This is a genomic window from Fusobacterium ulcerans, assembly GCF_003019675.1.
Classification (GTDB): Bacteria; Fusobacteriota; Fusobacteriia; order Fusobacteriales; family Fusobacteriaceae; genus Fusobacterium_A; species Fusobacterium_A ulcerans.
Window position 1 is genome coordinate 3,416,226 of the sequence record NZ_CP028105.1, and the last position, 17,625, is coordinate 3,433,850.

General features: G+C 30.1%; 17 protein-coding genes and 3 riboswitches. Of the genes, 6 read left to right on the top strand and 11 right to left on the bottom strand.

What is annotated here, in order from left to right; genetic code table 11:
* Positions 1–76: 76 nt before the first annotated feature.
* The gene (locus tag C4N20_RS15870) at positions 77–1,570 is read left to right on the top strand and encodes a recombinase family protein (RefSeq protein WP_005980108.1); all 1,494 of its coding nucleotides are present in this window, start codon (positions 77–79) and stop codon (positions 1,568–1,570) included.
* 14 nt (positions 1,571–1,584) lie between these two features.
* Here the strand turns inward: C4N20_RS15870 and C4N20_RS15875 are convergent, their stop codons facing one another.
* From C4N20_RS15875 to C4N20_RS15890, 4 genes are all read right to left on the bottom strand, one after another.
* Complete coding sequence (locus C4N20_RS15875) at positions 1,585–2,166, bottom strand: hypothetical protein (protein WP_005980110.1); 582 nt, start codon at positions 2,164–2,166, stop codon at positions 1,585–1,587.
* Between the two features lies 1 nt (position 2,167).
* Positions 2,168–2,761: an HD domain-containing protein gene (locus C4N20_RS15880; RefSeq protein ID WP_005980112.1), complete on the bottom strand. Its 594-nt coding sequence runs from the start codon at positions 2,759–2,761 to the stop codon at positions 2,168–2,170.
* A 24-nt stretch (positions 2,762–2,785) separates the two neighbouring features.
* On the bottom strand, positions 2,786–3,196 hold the full coding sequence (locus C4N20_RS15885; protein ID WP_005980113.1) for an META domain-containing protein: 411 nt from the start codon (positions 3,194–3,196) through the stop codon (positions 2,786–2,788).
* An 826-nt stretch (positions 3,197–4,022) separates the two neighbouring features.
* Positions 4,023–4,733: an NAD-dependent protein deacylase gene (locus C4N20_RS15890; RefSeq protein ID WP_005980115.1), complete on the bottom strand. Its 711-nt coding sequence runs from the start codon at positions 4,731–4,733 to the stop codon at positions 4,023–4,025.
* Between the two features lie 297 nt (positions 4,734–5,030).
* On the opposite strand from C4N20_RS15890, the gene C4N20_RS15895 reads away from it, so the two are divergent.
* Both C4N20_RS15895 and C4N20_RS15900 read left to right on the top strand, forming a co-directional pair.
* The gene (locus tag C4N20_RS15895) at positions 5,031–5,876 is read left to right on the top strand and encodes an aldo/keto reductase (protein ID WP_005980117.1); all 846 of its coding nucleotides are present in this window, start codon (positions 5,031–5,033) and stop codon (positions 5,874–5,876) included.
* A 31-nt stretch (positions 5,877–5,907) separates the two neighbouring features.
* The gene (locus tag C4N20_RS15900) at positions 5,908–7,089 is read left to right on the top strand and encodes a MalY/PatB family protein (RefSeq protein WP_005980119.1); all 1,182 of its coding nucleotides are present in this window, start codon (positions 5,908–5,910) and stop codon (positions 7,087–7,089) included.
* A 190-nt stretch (positions 7,090–7,279) separates the two neighbouring features.
* Here the strand turns inward: C4N20_RS15900 and C4N20_RS15905 are convergent, their stop codons facing one another.
* Genes C4N20_RS15905 through C4N20_RS15920 form a run of 4 tightly spaced genes read right to left on the bottom strand, consistent with a single transcriptional unit; the run spans position 7,280 to position 10,208 of the window.
* Positions 7,280–7,525, bottom strand: coding sequence for a TIGR03905 family TSCPD domain-containing protein (locus C4N20_RS15905; RefSeq protein ID WP_005980121.1), 246 nt, complete (start codon positions 7,523–7,525; stop codon positions 7,280–7,282).
* Between the two features lie 10 nt (positions 7,526–7,535).
* Entirely contained in the window at positions 7,536–8,282 is a 747-nt protein-coding gene (locus C4N20_RS15910; RefSeq protein ID WP_005980123.1) for an ABC transporter ATP-binding protein, read from the bottom strand.
* A 1-nt stretch (position 8,283) separates the two neighbouring features.
* Complete coding sequence (locus C4N20_RS15915; RefSeq protein ID WP_005980125.1) at positions 8,284–9,321, bottom strand: FecCD family ABC transporter permease; 1,038 nt, start codon at positions 9,319–9,321, stop codon at positions 8,284–8,286.
* Positions 9,322–9,347: 26 nt separating this feature from the next.
* On the bottom strand, positions 9,348–10,208 hold the full coding sequence (locus C4N20_RS15920; RefSeq protein WP_005980127.1) for an ABC transporter substrate-binding protein: 861 nt from the start codon (positions 10,206–10,208) through the stop codon (positions 9,348–9,350).
* A gap of 79 nt (positions 10,209–10,287) precedes the next feature.
* Positions 10,288–10,458, bottom strand: a riboswitch (cobalamin riboswitch).
* Between the two features lie 242 nt (positions 10,459–10,700).
* Positions 10,701–10,878, top strand: a riboswitch (cobalamin riboswitch).
* Between the two features lie 163 nt (positions 10,879–11,041).
* On the opposite strand from C4N20_RS15920, the gene C4N20_RS15925 reads away from it, so the two are divergent.
* Positions 11,042–13,021, top strand: coding sequence for a TonB-dependent receptor (locus C4N20_RS15925; RefSeq protein WP_005980128.1), 1,980 nt, complete (start codon positions 11,042–11,044; stop codon positions 13,019–13,021).
* Positions 13,022–13,244: 223 nt separating this feature from the next.
* On the opposite strand, the gene C4N20_RS15930 is transcribed toward C4N20_RS15925, so the two are convergent.
* On the bottom strand, positions 13,245–13,838 hold the full coding sequence (locus C4N20_RS15930) for a toxin-antitoxin system YwqK family antitoxin (RefSeq protein WP_005980130.1): 594 nt from the start codon (positions 13,836–13,838) through the stop codon (positions 13,245–13,247).
* A 298-nt stretch (positions 13,839–14,136) separates the two neighbouring features.
* Positions 14,137–14,315, top strand: a riboswitch (cobalamin riboswitch).
* A gap of 136 nt (positions 14,316–14,451) precedes the next feature.
* On the opposite strand from C4N20_RS15930, the gene C4N20_RS15935 reads away from it, so the two are divergent.
* Both C4N20_RS15935 and C4N20_RS15940 read left to right on the top strand, forming a co-directional pair.
* Positions 14,452–16,485 (top strand): TonB-dependent receptor, encoded by a 2,034-nt coding sequence (locus C4N20_RS15935; RefSeq protein ID WP_005980132.1) that lies wholly within the window; start codon positions 14,452–14,454, stop codon positions 16,483–16,485.
* A 20-nt stretch (positions 16,486–16,505) separates the two neighbouring features.
* On the top strand, positions 16,506–17,036 hold the full coding sequence (locus C4N20_RS15940) for a hypothetical protein (protein WP_005980134.1): 531 nt from the start codon (positions 16,506–16,508) through the stop codon (positions 17,034–17,036).
* A 128-nt stretch (positions 17,037–17,164) separates the two neighbouring features.
* Here C4N20_RS15940 and C4N20_RS16580 read toward each other — a convergent pair whose 3' ends face one another.
* Both C4N20_RS16580 and C4N20_RS15945 read right to left on the bottom strand, forming a co-directional pair.
* Entirely contained in the window at positions 17,165–17,335 is a 171-nt protein-coding gene (locus C4N20_RS16580; RefSeq protein ID WP_005980136.1) for a hypothetical protein, read from the bottom strand.
* The gene (locus tag C4N20_RS15945) at positions 17,332–17,556 is read right to left on the bottom strand and encodes a hypothetical protein (RefSeq protein ID WP_005980138.1); all 225 of its coding nucleotides are present in this window, start codon (positions 17,554–17,556) and stop codon (positions 17,332–17,334) included. Before C4N20_RS15945 ends, C4N20_RS16580 begins: the two co-directional genes overlap by 4 nt.
* Between the last annotated feature and the right edge of the window lie 69 nt (positions 17,557–17,625).

The following is a 17,625-nucleotide window of genomic DNA, read 5'->3' on the forward strand; positions in this document are numbered from 1 at the left end:
AAAGAAAAAATGAAAGAATTTTGGGAAAATTTAGAATTTTTAGGAAGGGAAATAAATAGTAAATAGAGGTAATTTTATGATAAAAGAAAGATTACAAAAATTAGCTATTGAATTAGGACATCCTCCTCAAGCTTATCTCTATGCTAGAATATCCAGAGAAGATTACAAGGATGAAACTAATCCACAACATGCCATTGAAAGTCAACTTTCTATTTTAAGAAGAGTTGTTAGTGAGAATAACCTTAATGTATATAAAGAAAAAGCTGAAATAGAAAGTGGTGTAACTGCTGAAGATGCACAAAGAGAAATTCTTGAACTTATAAAATCTAGAACTATAAATATATTAATAATTAAAGATTGGTCAAGATTTGCAAGAAATAGAGCTTGGGCTGAAAAAATGCTTGATTATGCTGAGTTATTTAAAAAAACATTTATTTTATATTCTCTTTCAGATAGGGAGGGAGTATATAATCCAGTTGCTAGAATGTATTGGGATTTAAATAATGTATTTAATGCGCAATATGTTAGAGATATCGTATCTAAGATGAAAACAGCAAAAGAAGAAAGTGCTAAGCAGGGATTCTATATGACTAGACTCTTTGGTTATATGAGAGTAAATAAAAAAACTTACCCTGACACAGTAGAACCTCTAAAAGCACAGATTGTAAGAGAGTTACATGATTTATTTGATAAAGGTAAGTTTAAAAATAAACACCAAATGTTAGACTACTGCAAAGAAAAATATCCTCAATATAAGTTTGACTATACACGAATTGATAGTTTCTTCTTTAATCCTGCATATAAAGGAACTGTTATATATGGGAAAGTTAAAACATACAAAGGAAAAATAATAATGGAAAATACTGAAGAAGAAATAATTGAAGTAAATAACTCTCCAAATATTATTCCTCTGATTCCTCCAGCTCTTTGGGATAAAAACAATCTTAAACTAAGACAGGTTACAGAAGTATATAGAGCAAAAAGTGAGGGAGCATATTTGTTTTCTGGTAAAATCTTTTGTTATTGTGGTTCAAAAATATATGGAAATGAAGAATACTACAAATGCAATTCAAATTCTATAAATGAAAATCATAAGCATTCAAATAATAAGATTATATGTGACTGGAAACCAAAAAGAGTAGAGGTTTTAGAAAACTATATCCTTGATAAAATAATTACTGAATTTAATCATATTGAACATTGTAATACCTCTTTGGATGATGAAATAGAAGCTCAACTTGAATTTTTAAATGAAAATATTGACAAATGTAATAAATACATTAAAAACATTAAAGAAAGTACTAAAATTGGTATTTACACACCATTAGAAGCAAAAAAAGAAATAGAAAATATAAATAAAGAATTATACAGACTTGAAAAAGAAAAAAAATCTCTTGAAGAAAAGAAAAAACAACAAAGTTTAGATATAAATAAAGAAGAAATATTTAAATTAATTATTGAATATAGCAAAAAAAATAATAGAGTTATGCTTAAACGATTGCTTAATTGCTATATATCTAGAATAGTGTTTTTCAATTATTTTAATGCTGAAATTTATACATATTTTTAAAAATCCCCAGAAATTTACTTCTGAGGATTTTTTTCTATGTATTCAATTACTTTAAAAGTTCTGCCATCAAAAGCTAAATGATCTTTTTTCTTTTTAGGATGATATAAAACCATATAATTAATATTATAATCTGATTTAAATTTTTCCAATTTATTCTTTTCCCCATATATCTCTATATGATCTTTAAATAAAGTATATTCAAACTCTTTTAAATCTTTTTTTAAATCTTCTATTTCTCCAATATAAGGTAATAATACAGAAAAAGAATCTGCATTCTCTGTAAAACCTCTCAATAAAGCATTTACTATAGTAGTATCAAGAAACCCATTTTCAACACTTAATTGTCTCATTACTTTTCCCGCTTTTAAAAGATTAAATAATGTCTTTTTCTCTTTATATTTTTTATACTTTTCTCCATAATCTTCTAAAAAATCAGAGTAAGTATAATCAATTGGAGAAATATCTATTCTAGAAGCTACAGTTTCAAGTTTTGCAAATTCTCCTCTTTTCAATCTTCCAACTAAAGAAACAGATAATTTTTCTTTTAATTCTTTTTCAGTATATTTATTTAATAGTTTTTCATAAATAATTGCCATTTTATTCCTTTATAATCCCTTTATCAATATACTTCTGCACTTCTGGCATCACAAACTCATAAAAAAGCTGTGGTGCATACTCAACTATAGGTGACATTCTCTTCAGTACCATTTCTTTTGTAGCATTGAATTTCTTCCATGTGTGCCCATCTGAAGTAAGATTTTGTATAAATCCCTGAAATCTATCAAAAGTATTAGCAAATTTTGCTTCTTTTGTTTCCATATTCTCAAATTCAAGCCATAGCTTCATGAACTCTTTTTCCTGCTCTTCTGGAAGCATTCCATATATCTTCTCTGCACTTTCAAGTTCTGTTCGCCATTTCTCCTGTTTGTTGTAATTCGAAAACGCAGGAGTATCTCCTGCGTATATTTCAACAATATCATGTATAAGTATTAGTTTAAGAACTTTTTCCATATCTATTTCTCCCAGATTGGAATATTCTTTCAAAGTCATTGCACACAATGCCATGTGCCAGCTGTGCTCAGCATCATTTTCTCTTCTATTCAAATCTCCCAGTACAATAGACTGCCTTAAAATACTTTTTACCTTATCTATTTCTATTAAAAATTTAACTTGATCTGCTAATTTTCCCATCTTTTCCCTCATTTTCTTTAATTTTTATTTTTTTATAAAAATCATTTCCTCTTCTTTCTCATTAGTTAATATCAATTTATCTCCATCTTTTTTTATAGTCTTAGCATTTTTTAAAAGAGTAAGATATTGATCTTCAACTATCATTTTGTCTCTAGGTCCACCCATTCTAGTTGTTGCTAATGCTCCAATATTTATAGTTCCATTACTTACATCTGCTTTTCCAAAGAATCTGTTGATTCCAGCAAATCCAAATATTCTGCCTTCTTTATCAAAACCAAGAGTTAAGTTGTTTTCTACAAAAAGATTAGTTAACAGATACTCATTACCAGCTACATTTTCAAGTGATACCTCCACAGGAACTTCTACCTTAACTGGAGTAGAGCTACATCCCACTAACAGCATCAAAGTTGCTAAAAAGATAAATATTTTTTTCATTGTTAAACCACCTCGTATAATTTTTTGTCTCTTCTATGAAATTATACACCAAATAAGTGGTTCTGTACAGATTAACAAATTATATTTCTTTTATAAATTCACACAGCCCTATAATCAACCAAAGTCTATTTTGATTGTATAATTCACTTCATAGTTATGCTGAAGATTATTTGAGTTAGAATAATCCACTTTTTAATTTAGCCATAAGAAAATTATATCCTCCATTTTAGTGTCTAAAATTTTGAGGTGCAGTCCAATTATTATCACTGCTTATTTTTCATATATAATTGACATTGATTTTTTTTATTGAAACTCCTTCTTTTCTTCTATTTTTTAATAATTTTAATTTAATAAATTAATTCTCATCTTCTAAAACTTATATATTCATCTATAAAATATATTATTGCATAAACGAAATTTATGATATATAATTATATTAAGAAGAAATTCTTAGACGCATTGCCCCCCGGCGATGTATACGTCAACTAATTTTCCTTCCAATAATTTTTTATCTGACCAGTAAAAAACTATTGGAAGGAACTCCAAATTAAAAGGAAGGGAAAAAATGGAAAAAATATTATTGCTTATTATTGCTGTTTCAATAGCTTTTGTTATTAAGAGTTGGATTTATTCTGCTTTTATTCCACTTTTTTTTCTTATATTATTATTAATCTTTATTCCAAGCTTAATAATAAAAAAATAGATTTTCAGCTTTCAAATTTAATTAAAGAACACTCTTGTATATTATCTTTCATCATACTTACATAAAAAATGAACCCTTGTCATTAGATTATCTCTAATAGTTTGGGTTCATTTTAATTTATTTTTATCCTTTCAACAGTTCCATAGTTTCAGTCATAACTTTAGCAAAATTTTCATTTATTACAAGAGAAGCATCATTGTCATATTGAGTAGCATCTTTATTGAGTATTACCAGATTTCTTCCTTTGAAGTATTTTATGTAATAAGCTGCTGGATATACAGTGAGGCTGGTTCCGACTATAATTAAAGTATCAGCTTTTTCTATTTCCTTGATAGCTTGATATGTAACTTCCTCATTAAGCATCTCTCCATACAAAGTCACCTCAGGTCTTACTATCCCTCCACAATCACACTGAAATCTCTTGTTATCTTTTTTTCCACATTTCAGACAATACCATTTTTTCAATGTCCCATGAAGTTCCAGAACATTTTTGCTCCCTGCTGCCTGATGAAGGTCATCTATATTTTGAGTGATAACAGCTTTTACTTTTCCCATTTTTTCCAATTCTGCCAGAGCTTTATGCCCAGCATTTGGCTTGATTCCATCTATATCTAATTTTTCATCAAGATACTTATCAAAAATATCCCTATGATTAAAAAAGAAATCATGGCTCAATATCTCTTCCGGCTCATATCCCATATATGTTCTGCTGTACAGTCCATCTTTGCTCCTAAAGTCTTTTAACCCAGAATCTGTCGATGCCCCTGCTCCTGTGAAAGCAACAACATAGCTGCTGTTTTTAAGAATCTCTGCTAATTTTTTTATCTTGTCCATAGATACCTCCTATCTCTTTTTAAATCTACCTTTCTATATATTATACTATATTTTTTTATTTAAACTGCATACTTTTTTAACTTTTAAAGAATCTCTAATTTTTATAAAAAAAGGCTGTATTCATGTATCTAAGTCTGATAAAAATATTTGTATACAGAATAGAATCTATCTTCTTTCAACACCTCTTTAATCTCCAGATTAAACATTGCTTATTTATTTTATAAAATAATTGTTATCACAAAAAAAATGAGTTATAATTGTAATGGAACTATTAATTTATTACAAGGGGGAATAAGCATGTACAAATTAAGAAACGGTGTAGAAATACCTGAAATAGCTTTTGGAACTTGGAAAATCACAGATCCGGAAGTATGTAGAAAAAGTGTAAAATATGCTTTGGAAACTGGTTACAGACATATCGACACTGCAATGGTATATAGAAATGAAGAATTTGTTGGAGAGGGAATCAAAGAATTCCTAGCTGAAAATAAAAATGTAAAAAGAGAAGATCTTTTCATCACTACAAAAGTATGGAACTCTGATCAAGGATATGATTCAACTCTAGCAGCATTTGAACTTTCTCTTAAAAAACTGGACCTTGAATATGTAGATCTTTACCTTATTCACTGGCCTAATACTCCTAATATGAAAACTACAATCGATACTTGGAAAGCCCTTGAAAAACTTTATAAAGAGAAAAAAGTAAGAGCTATTGGAGTATGCAACTTTGAAATTCATCACTTTGAAGAACTTCTTCCAGAAGCAGAGATCATACCTATGATAGATCAAATCGAGCTTCACCCACTAAATCAACAGCTTAAATCAAGAGCATACTGCAATGAAAAAGGTATCATAGTTGAATCTTGGAGCCCATTAATGCAGGGAAATCTTGAAAATGATGTCATAGAAAAAATCGGAAAAATACATGGAAAAACAGTTGCTCAGGTTATCCTTAAATGGCATCTGCAATCTGGACTTCTTCCATTGCCAAAATCTGTAACTCCATCTAGAATAAAAGAAAACAAAGATCTTGATTTTACTCTTTCTACTGAAGAAATGAATACTATCAATGCTTTAAATAAAAAAGAAAGATTTGCAACTCACCCAGATAATATGAGTTCTGGTTTTGAAAATTTAAGATAAAATTATCAAATATCTATGGAGGAAATGTTAAATGAAATATAATTTTGATGAAATAATTGATAGAAGTAAGACAAACTCTAGAAAATGGAACCCTGAAATATATAAAAATACATATAATGGAAAAACTGATCTGCTTCCTTTATGGGTAGCAGATATGGATTTTAAAGTTGCTCCAGCTATACTTGACAGCCTTCAAGCTATACTGACTCATGGTGTACTTGGGTATACTGCAACTGATGATGAATATTTTCAAGCTATCATTGACTGGAACAAAAACAGAAAAAATGTAGATCTTAAAAAAGAATGGATAATATTTACAAACGGAGTTGTACCAGCTCTTAACTATATGATACAGACATTTACTAAGGAAGGGGATTCTATCCTTATACAAACTCCTGTATATCACCCATTCAGAATATCTACTGAAAACAACAATAGAAAAATAGTTACTAATCCTCTGATAGATACTAAAGGTTACTACACTGTAGATTTTGATGATCTTGAAAAGAAAATAGTTGAAAATAGTGTAAAAATGTTTATCTTGTGCAATCCTCATAACCCTGTGGGAAGAGTGTGGACTAAAGAAGAACTTGAAAAAATGGGAGAAATCTGCTTAAAACACAATGTACTTGTGATATCTGATGAGATTCACTCTGACCTTATTTTCAAAGACAGCAAGTTCACTTCATTCCTTACATTGAAAGATGAGCTTAAAAATAATTGCATAGTTTGTACAGCTCCAAGCAAAACATTCAATCTTGCTGGACTTCAAACTTCTCTTATCTTTATAGTTGATGATGAAATAAGAGATAAATACAAGAATACTCTTATGAAAATAAGACTTGAAACTCCTAGTACTTTTGGTATAGAAGCTATCAAAGCTGGATATATGCACTCTGGTGAATGGCTTGATGAGTTGATAGACTATCTTGATGGTAATAGAAAATTCATTGAAGAATATATCAAAGAAAATATGCCGGGAGTAAAATATCTAAAACCTGAAGGAACTTACCTTGCATGGATAGATTTCAGAGATGTATTAAAAGATGGAGAAACTTTAGAAGAAATATTTGAAGATAAAGCAAAAGTTGCTATTGACTATGGTAACTGGTTCGGAGCAGAGGGAGCAGGTTATGTAAGACTTAACTTTGCATGTCCTAAATCGATAGTTAAAGAAGCTCTGGACAGAGTTAAAAATGTAATATATAAATAAAATAATAGATAGAAATCAAGAAAATAGTTATGTTACAGAAATTCAGGAGGACTTAATGCACAGTCTGATTTCTAAAGATATTCAAAATTTAATGGATTAAAAACAGTTTTACAGTAAAATAAGAAATTTAATATTGATATATTTTCAAACAGCCTTAACCCTCAATATCAAGAGCTAAGGCTGTTTTATTTTATCTCCCTGTCAGCTGCATAAGTATTTTACACAATTCCCTCATACATGAAGTTCCTCTTTCTCTGCATTCAATATGATACAGATCATTTATTATCTTGTCTATCTTCATATCTTTCAGCAGTATTTCAAAAGCTTTTGAATCTCCATCACAGCACCCGAAAAATTTTACTTTTCTCAATATTCCATCTTCAATTTCTACACCAATCTCTTTTGCACATACACCATTAGTTTTGTATATTTCCATACTGCACCTCCTAGAATATAATAAGTGGTCTGTTGGTTTTTGGATGCTTTGCAACTTCGCATTCTACATCAAAAACTTTCTTTATATTTGCCTTAGTAAAAACCTCATCTGGACTTCCCTGAATCTCTATTTTCCCTTTTTTCATTCCATAAATATAGTCGCAATATGAACTGGCAATATTCATATCATGTATCACAGCTAAAATAGTTTTATTGGTCTTTCTTACAAGCTTCATTATCTCAATCTGATATTTTATATCCAGATGATTTGTAGGCTCATCCAATACCAATATATCACTGTCCTGAGCCAATGCTCTTGCTATAAGGACTCTCTGCATCTCTCCCCCAGAGAGAGTGAGAAAACTTCTGTCCTTCATCTCTTCCAGCCCCACTGATGCCAGTGCTTCTTTTATAACTTCTTTTTTCTCCAGAGTGAACAGGGAATTTTGATGAGCATATCTTCCCATTTCCACTATCTCCTCCACAGTAAAATCAAAGTTCATATTCTGTTTTTGAGCCAGTACAGCCATTTTCCTAGCAATAATTTTTGGCTTGTAATCATTTAATTCTATATTATCAATTATTATCTCTCCATTTTTATGTTTAAGAAATCTGTATATATTCTTCAGAAGTGTACTTTTTCCACAGCCGTTAGCACCAATTATCCCTACAAATTTCTTTTCTTTCACTATGAGAGATACATCTTCCAGTATATTTTCATTATCTATAGAATACCCAAGTTTTTTTACTTCTATCATACTACTCCCCTCCAAATCTATATGCTTTCTTTCTCAACATATTTAAAAAGAATGGAGCTCCAAACATAGAAGTTATAACTCCTATTGGTATTTCCTGCGAGGTAAAAAGACTCCTAGTCAGAGCATCTGTCAATATGAGGAATACTCCTCCCATAAGTATGGCACAAGGTATAACTTTTTTATGATTTCCTCCCACCAGTCCTCTTGTCACATGTGGAATCACTAAGCCTACAAATCCTATTATCCCTGTATTTGATACTATTACTCCTGTTAAAAATGTTGATACCAGCACTATCAGAAGCCTTATTTTCTTTACATCAACTCCCAGAGCTACAGCATTTTCATCCCCTGTTACCAGTATATTCAATTCTCTATACTTTGGATATACCAGAAAAAATGATACTCCTAGACTTATTAATGCAAAAGGGATATATTTCCAGTTGGAACCTCCCAGACTTCCTGACATCCAGAATATGGCCCCTCTCAATTCTTTTTCATTAGGTGCCATCATTATCATCAATGTAGTTATCCCAGAAAAAAGCGAAGATACTGCCACTCCGATAAGTACCAGTCTTGTACTGGAAAATCCCCCTGCTCCTGCAAAATAGAAAACTAAAAAAGCTGTAAAAGTTCCAAATACAAAAGCTCCTATTGGAACAGAGAGCATAGTTCCCCCTAAAAACAGAATAGCCATTACTGCCCCTGTACTTGCCCCTGCTGATATCCCCAATATATATGGACTTGCCAGAGGATTTTTAGTAAGACACTGCATCAGTATTCCCACCAGTGCCAGTGCCCCTCCTGCTGTCATTCCCATTATTATTCTTGGAACTCTCAAATTCCACACTATTATCTCTATACTATTTTTCCATTCTTTCTGAAAAATTTCTCTCCCCAGACTCTTATTCACTATTATTTTCCAGACATCTGTTCCTTTGAGAGATACAGACCCTATAGTCACTATGAATGTAGAACACATAATGAGTAATATACATAGAATCAGGCATAATACTTTGTAATTGTTAAATAATTTTTTCATTTTTTCTCCATCTTAGTATTTGTTATCTAAATTTCCACATTATGAAACTCTTTTGCAAGTTTTTTTACTGCATTTACATTTCTTATTCCTGCTGATATATCTCCCAATCTTATCACTGCAAATCTCTCGTTTTTTACAGCATCAATATCTTTTATAGGAGATTTCTCCTTTAAATATTCTATCTTTTTATCAACAGTATTATCACCATAATCTATTATCAGTATAATTTCAGGATCTGCCATCAACACTTTTTCCCATGTACCATTTCCAAAGCTTCCTCTGATATCTTTAAATATATTTTCTCCTCCAGCCAGCTCAATGATGGTATTTCCTATTCCTCCCCCACCAACAACAAAGGGAGCACTTTCTCCTCCATCATATGGAAGTACCGTTACTTTCTCTTTTGGAAGTTTTTCCTTGATCTGTTCAAGTTCATTTTTCATATTTGCAACTATTTTCTGAGCATTATTTTTCTTATCAAATATCCTGCCAAATTCCAATATATCATCAAATACATCATCTATATTATTACTTTCCAATGATTTCATGAAAAATACTTCTACTCCATTTCCATTTAACTCCTCTACACTTCCTAGATTATTGGGCATACTAAGAGATTTCCACCCTGTTACAAAATCTGGATTTACTGAATAAAAAACTTCCTTGCTCGGATATTTAGAAGATAGAACAGGTATCTTTTCATATTTTTCTTTCAGTTCAGGAAGTATTTCATTATCCATAAATGCCGTTCCTGCCACTTGTTCCTCTGCTCCAATAGCAAGAAGTATCTCTGTAGTAAATTGTGAAGCTGATACAGCTCTTTGAGGTGCTTTTCCAAAACTGATATTGCTCAGAATAACCAAAAATAGAAGTAATCTTTTAAACATATTTTCCTCCAAAAAATAAAAAAACCGTTCTTAAAATAAGAAGACGGCATAAAAATACCTTATCCGTCCTCGCAGATATAGAATAAATCAATCTTTGGCAGGTCTCCTGACTTGACTTCATTTTACTTGCAAACCTTCCCAGCCGTGAGCCAGTGGTGCTTTGCTTTCATCCATCTTACAGTGGCGGGACCGTGCAGGATTTCAACCTGCTTCCCTTTTAATCAAATGAACCATAGATTTCTATTATATTTATATTTTTGATTAATTATACAATACTTAAATTTTTTAGTCAAATGAATAGTGAAATATCTTCCATTATTTATATTTTAATCTTTTAGTTTCATAGAATATAGATGCTTTTCAGCTTAAAATTCAGTACTTTCTTTTTCTTGTTCTTCCAATTTTACACTTTCATTGTAAATTAAAATTTCTTTTTTTCATATCACATGTTATTTTAGTTGACATTATATTATTAATTTAGTATAATCTGTGCGTAATAAAATATATTTAGGTGCTTTTATAAAGCTTAATAGAGGAAGCAGGGTGAAAATCCCTCACAGCGAGAGCTGCTGTATAGTGGACGAAATCACATTATGTCACTGGGAAACTGGGAAGGCGTGAGAGTAGGATGAAACTGAGTCAGAAGACTTACCAAATAGTCATATATTTTGTTTAAAAAGCTTTTTTGCTTATTAAACATATTTTTAAATTGACTCTCTAGTAAGGTAGGATCTCTATTTTATTAGAGTTTTTTTATTTCTAATAAATAGTTCCCTTCCTACCAAAACACAGGAATTTTTTACAACTGAATCTTAAAAATATGGAGGAAAGAAATGTACAAAAAAATTGGAATTTTAGCTTTGATTCTAAGCTCTACTATTTATGCTGAAGAAGTTCAAAGTACAAAGCTTAATGAAAGTGTTATCTCGACTGAAAACTTTGAAACAAGTGTAAGAGATACAGCAGCAAATATCTCTATTGTCACAGCAAAAGAGATTGAAAAAACTGGTGCAAAAAATCTTGTTGATGCTCTTAAAAATGTTCCTGGTATCTTTGTTAAACATTATGCTGGGGGAATAAAATTTGACATAAGAGGACTGAATTCAATGTACAGTGACAGAAATGCCCTGATTACACTTGATGGAGTTCCTGTGACATCTGCACAAGTATCAAATATTCCAATAGAAACTATTGAAAGAATTGAGGTAATCCCAGGTGGAGGAGGTATTCTCTATGGAGATAAAGCTATTGGAGGTATAGTTAATATTATCAGTAAATCAGCTCTTGATAAAAAAAATTATGGAACTGTCTACTCTCAATTTGGAAGCAACAGTGAACATAAAGTAGGATTCAATTATGGAACTAAACTTACAGACAGACTTATTACAGAAGTAGGATATACAGACTATGATTCTGATGGTTGGAGAAGAGGAGAGAAGTTTGATAAAAAAGAGGGGCGTTTTAAAGCTAAATACCTATTAGATGATGGAGAAATAGAATTTAAATACAATCACTCAGATAACAAAACATATAAAGGAATAGCTGTTCCAAGCTATATTCTTGATGATGACAGAAGAAATCCCGGAAGTCTTTCTAAGGGTAAAAATAAAAGTAATGATTACTATTTAAAATGGAAGCAAAACCTTTCAGAAGATACAGAGTTTTTGATATATGGAAACTATTATGAGAATAAAAAATGGCTTTTTAACAAAAGTAAAAACTCTTTCTACAGAGATGGGGATGAAGTAAGAAAATATGTGAAAGCTCAAATTAAACATACATATCTTCCAGAAAGCTATTTTATAGCTGGTATAGATATACTGCAAGATGAAGTGAAACCTTATGATACTTCAGCTAAATGGAATGGATCTCTTGGAAGGTATGTAAAAAGTGGCGACTCAACTAAAGATGGTTTTGGTATCTTTGCTTTGAATAAATATTCTACTGGCAAATTCCAATTTACTCAAGGAATAAGATATGATTATGCAGATTATGACTTCTATTGGAGAAATGCCTCTCTTAATGCTTCTGACAAGAGAGGAACTAGAGACAACGCAAAATATAATGACTATTCTTTTGAGCTAAGTGCAAATTATCTATACTCTGAAACTGGTTCTACATACCTTACATACACAAGATCTTTCAGAACTCCTACTGCTGGAGAAATTTATTATACTCGTAATTCAGAAAGACTTGATCCTCAGCTTCAGGATACTATCGAGCTTGGTATAAAAGATTTCTTTGCTAATACTTATGTATCTGCTTCTACATTCTATAAAATGACCCATGATGAAATATATTCAACTATTCCTCCTGAATTTACTGGAATGGTAAACTACAATATAGGGAACAGTGAAAGAATAGGAGCTGAAGTTTATGCTGAACACTATATAGGTGATCTGACTTTGAAATCTTCAGTGACATATCTGCATCATAAAGTTATAAGTGGAAAATACAGTGGAAGCAAAATACCGAGCGTTCCCAACTGGAAGCTGACTTTTGGAGCTGGATATGACTTCAACAGCAATTTCTCTGTAGGAGCTGATGCTATCTATGCTGGAAACACATATGATCTAGATGATATAGCTAATGACAGAAAAGAGGATACTGGAGAATATTTTACAGTGGATATATTCTCACAATATAAATTTGATAATGGAATATCTCTTACATTTAGAATCAACAATGTATTTGATGAAAAATATAATGAATATGCCGGATTCTGGGATGACAGTAAATACGGTATAGATCAAAGACATTATTACCCTGCTATTGGGAGAACATATACTGCTGGCATAAGCTACTCGTTTTAATTAAAAACAACATATCCCCTTAAGAAAAAAAGCATCACATAAATACTAAATTATCTTAAGGGGATTTTATTTTTTTAAAATTCAATATTAAAAATCTGTTGGTGAAATAAGGAGAGTGTGAAAAAATTTCTGTAAATCATAACTTTATATAATAAAAATTTGAGCTTTCCAATATAAAAGACCTGTTAAACAAAACTTTTGCTTCACAGATCCTTTCTTATTATTATTCACTTATATTTTTACTTGATACAATTTCACCATCTTTATATTCTCTCTCTAAAATTACTTTTCCATTTTCATATATTTTTTCTGTACCATGAAGTACATACTCTTTGTAATTTTGCTCATGCTCTAAATTACCATTTTTGTCATAAAATTTTGATGTTCCATGAAGGCAGTCTTTCTTGTAATTCAACTCTGCTATTATTTTTCCATTCTCCTGATAGCCTTTTTCCATCCCATCCTTTTCTCCATCTTTGTAGTTTGTTTCCATTTTAAGCTGTCCACTATCATAATATATTCTGCTTATTCCATCTAATTTACCATCTTTGTATCCTGTAGACTCCCATTTTATAGTTCCATTTTCATGATATCCCTTTTCTGAATTTAATTTCCCTTCATTATAAACCTGCTTCTTTATTATTTTATCCCCTTCACTTACACTCATTATTCCAGTATATGGTTTGCTCTCTTCCTTTTTATATAAAAGCTTATCTTCTCTCACTTCTACATTATAATATTCTTCATTTCTTTCTGTTCCAGAAACAGTGATAAAGACCACCAATAACAGCAATAATATTATAAAAACTTTTTTCATAAACTCATTCCCCCAGTATCTCAAATTTTGTACAACTTTTTAAATTTACAAAAAATACTCTTTCTCTCTTTATAATGATATATAAAAGAGGGTTTCTTGTCAATGCATTATTTATTCCATTTTAAATATTAATTATATAACTCCTCTTAAAAAGATAAAAGATAAATTTAATGAAATTTTAAAAATTAATATTATAAAATTAAATCTTTTCTGAAGACTCTATTCAAAAATTATCTTTCATAGAACAAGGATGAAATTAATGTTGACATTATATATTAAATCAAGTACAATTGGTTCGTAATCAAAAATATATTTAGGTGCTTTTTGTAAAGCTTAATAGAGGAAGCAGGGTGAAAATCCCTCACAGCGAAAGCTGCTGTATGGTGGACGAAATCACATTATGTCACTGGGAAACTGGGAAGGCGTGAGAGTAGGTTGAAACTAAGTCAGAAGACTTACCAAATAGTCATATATACACTTATCAATGATTTGAAATCTCATTGTGTATTTTTAATTTGACTCTCTAGTAGGTAGAACTCTCTATTTATTAGAGTTTTTTTATTTACAAGACCTTATATATTTTTTGAAAAAATAATATTTTAAGGGGGAAAAAATGTATAAGAAAATTGGGATTTTAGCATTAATTTTAAGTTCATCTCTGTTTGCAGAGGAATTAGGAAAAAAGGAAGAATTTGCTGTAAAGCTTAATGAATCAACTATTACATCAGAAAGATATGATGAGACTCCTGTTATTGAAACAGCTAAAAATGTTACTGTTATCACAAGTGAAGAGATTGAAAAAAGAGGATATAAAAGTGTGGATGAAGCTCTTGTAAATGTTCCCGGTCTTTCTTTTGCAGGTGGATATTTATCAATGAGAGGGCAAGTTCCAAGCATGGGAAACAAACATCTGGTTGTACTGGTTGATGGGATTCCTCAAAATGGCATGGATAATAGGTCATTCGATTTAGATTTTATTCCTGTAGAACAAATAGAAAAAATAGAGGTAGTTCCTGCTGGAGGAGCTATTATGTATGGAGGAAATGCTACTTCTGGAGTTATCAACATCATTACTAAAGAAAATGAAAACAAAAAATATTGGGGAAATGCTGGACTTCAAGTGGGTTCATTCAATGAAAGAAAGTATAAATTAAACTACGGAACTAATCTAACAGAAAATTTATCAATAGATGCCAGATATATTAATACAGATAAAGATGGGTATAGAGATTATACGAAAAAGGAATCTGAATTTGAAGAAATAGGGGCTAAATACAAATTAAAAGATGGAAATATAGGTTTTAAATATATTCGCAATGAAAGAAAATCAACAGGTTCTGGATATCTTACCAAAGCTCAATATGATCATGATAGGAGGCAAAATGATTCAAGTTATAAAGAAAAAATAGCTCATGATACACAAGATAAATATATTCTTGAATTTAACAAAAAGCTGTCTGGCAACTTATCTCTTTCAGCTGTAGCTGAATATCGTGAGAGGGAATATACTTATTCTCAGCCTAAAACAGCTGCATATTCATCATATCATAGCAGAGTAAAAAATACTGATTCTCTATATACAAATGCGCAGTTAAAATATAGCTATGCTGAAAAAAGCAATTTAATATTTGGAGGAGACTATTCTAAAGCTAAAGTTAAAGAAGATGGATATAGTACTTCTGGTTCTACAATTTATCGTAAAACATATACAGTAACTGACTATGAAGCTATTGGTGGTTATCTTCTTAATAAATATAGTTATAATAATTTTATCTTTACTCAGGGAATTAGAGTGGAAAGAAATAAATTTGATGAAGATGAAGCCTCTTATAAGACTGATGGAACTTTTAAAAATAAAAAAAATATTAATGATTCCAATACAAATACAAACTATGAATTAACAGCAAACTATATGTTTTCTGAAGATACTTCAGGATATGTCAGCTGGAATAGAGTATATAGATCTCCTAATCTGACTGAATATACTAGTTGGAAAACAAATAAAAATACCAATGAAACTGCTTCAAGAGATTCTCAGGAAGTTGATACTTTTGAAATTGGTCTTAAGTCTCTTATAAATAATATTTATTTGTCTGGAGCTGTATTCTATATCAAAGGGAATAAAGAGATAATGTACGATTATTATAGAGATGAAATAGCAATAGATAAATCTGAAAGTGGAAGCTACTACAACCTTGATGGAAAAACTGAAAGAATAGGAATTGAACTTGCCAGTGAACAATATTTCGACAAATTAACATTGAGAGAAAATTTTACATATATGCATAATGAAATTGTAGATGGCCCATATAAAGGAAACGATATTCCTGGTGTAAGCAATGTAATATTCGGATTAGGAGCTACCTATGAAATCACTTCTCAGTTTACTTTTAACATTGAATCAAATTACCATGGAAAAGCTTATCTAATCAATGATTATTATAATAAAGTTCCCAAAAGAAATAGCTATATGGTTACAAATATTTCTGCAAAATATAATTTTGAAAATGGTGTATCTCTTGCTGCTGGAATAGATAATGTTTTCAATGAAATTTACTGTGACTATATTACTTATGCAGGTACAAAAATCAATTATTCTCCTTCACCTGAGAGAACATATTATGTAAGTGCTGAATATAAATTTTAATTCTAAACAGGGAGGAGACAATGAAAAAATTTAATAAACACTTTATACTCTCAATACTATTTCTATTTTTTACATTGAATACATATAGTTATAGAGTAAAAGAAAGCCCTACAGAGAGATTCAAAATCGAAAATTTTAAAGATGAAATTAAAAAGACAAATTTTAAGTTTGACGAATTTGGAAAAGCAAAAGATTACGGAATTCTTGGATACTATAATTTTGTTCCTTTAAAAAGCAATGGTAAAATATCCGCATATGCCTGTTTGACTCATCTTAAAGTATATGACAGACATGAGCCTTTTATTGTTATAGTTTCTTTAGATGGAAAAATAATAGACTATTCTATTCCAGAAGCAAAGAAAAAACATTTTCCTCTTAATTCAGATAATGTGAAAAAAATGGTAATTGGGAAAGATAAAAACAATGTAAAAATGGACGCAGTAGCTGGTTCTACTTTTCACGTTCCTGCCATTAATGCTGAATTAAAAAACATATTAAATATTTTTGAATATCGAAAAGAAATAATTAGAAAAGATGAAGTAAAAGTATAAAATTTTGTATAATAAAATGAGATGAGCCCAGCTGCAAGTTCATCTCATTTTTATTTATATTTCATGCTTGATTCCCAGTATTTTTAAAAATTCATCTTTGTTTTATAATTTAAAAATTGTTGTAAATTTTACTTTTTCTTATCTTTTTCAATTTCTGTATTTCTATTGAGTTTTTCTAAAATATTCAGATTAGTTATTTCGTGAAATTCCTCTTTTTCATCCTTTTTCTCAATTTGAACTTTTCTATTCAATTCTTCCAAAATATTTAAATTAGTTAAATCTTCTTTTCTACTTTTCATAGTTGGTCTCCTTTTATAATGTTAAATTTTAATAATTTTTCCATATTTGCTTCAATAAATTTATCAGTAATAATATATGACACTGTTTTTTGAATCACTGGAAGTTCTTTTCCAGAATAAATAAACTCCACTTTTCTTTCTACATTTTTAAAATGCTCTCCATTTTCAATTACTTTTGCCAGTTCTCCAATATCAAATCCTTTTTTTAAATCTCTATTCATCTCTTTCCTCCTCCTTAAATATTTATAATAAACATAAAATTAATATAAAGTTATTGCTGAAAAATATAT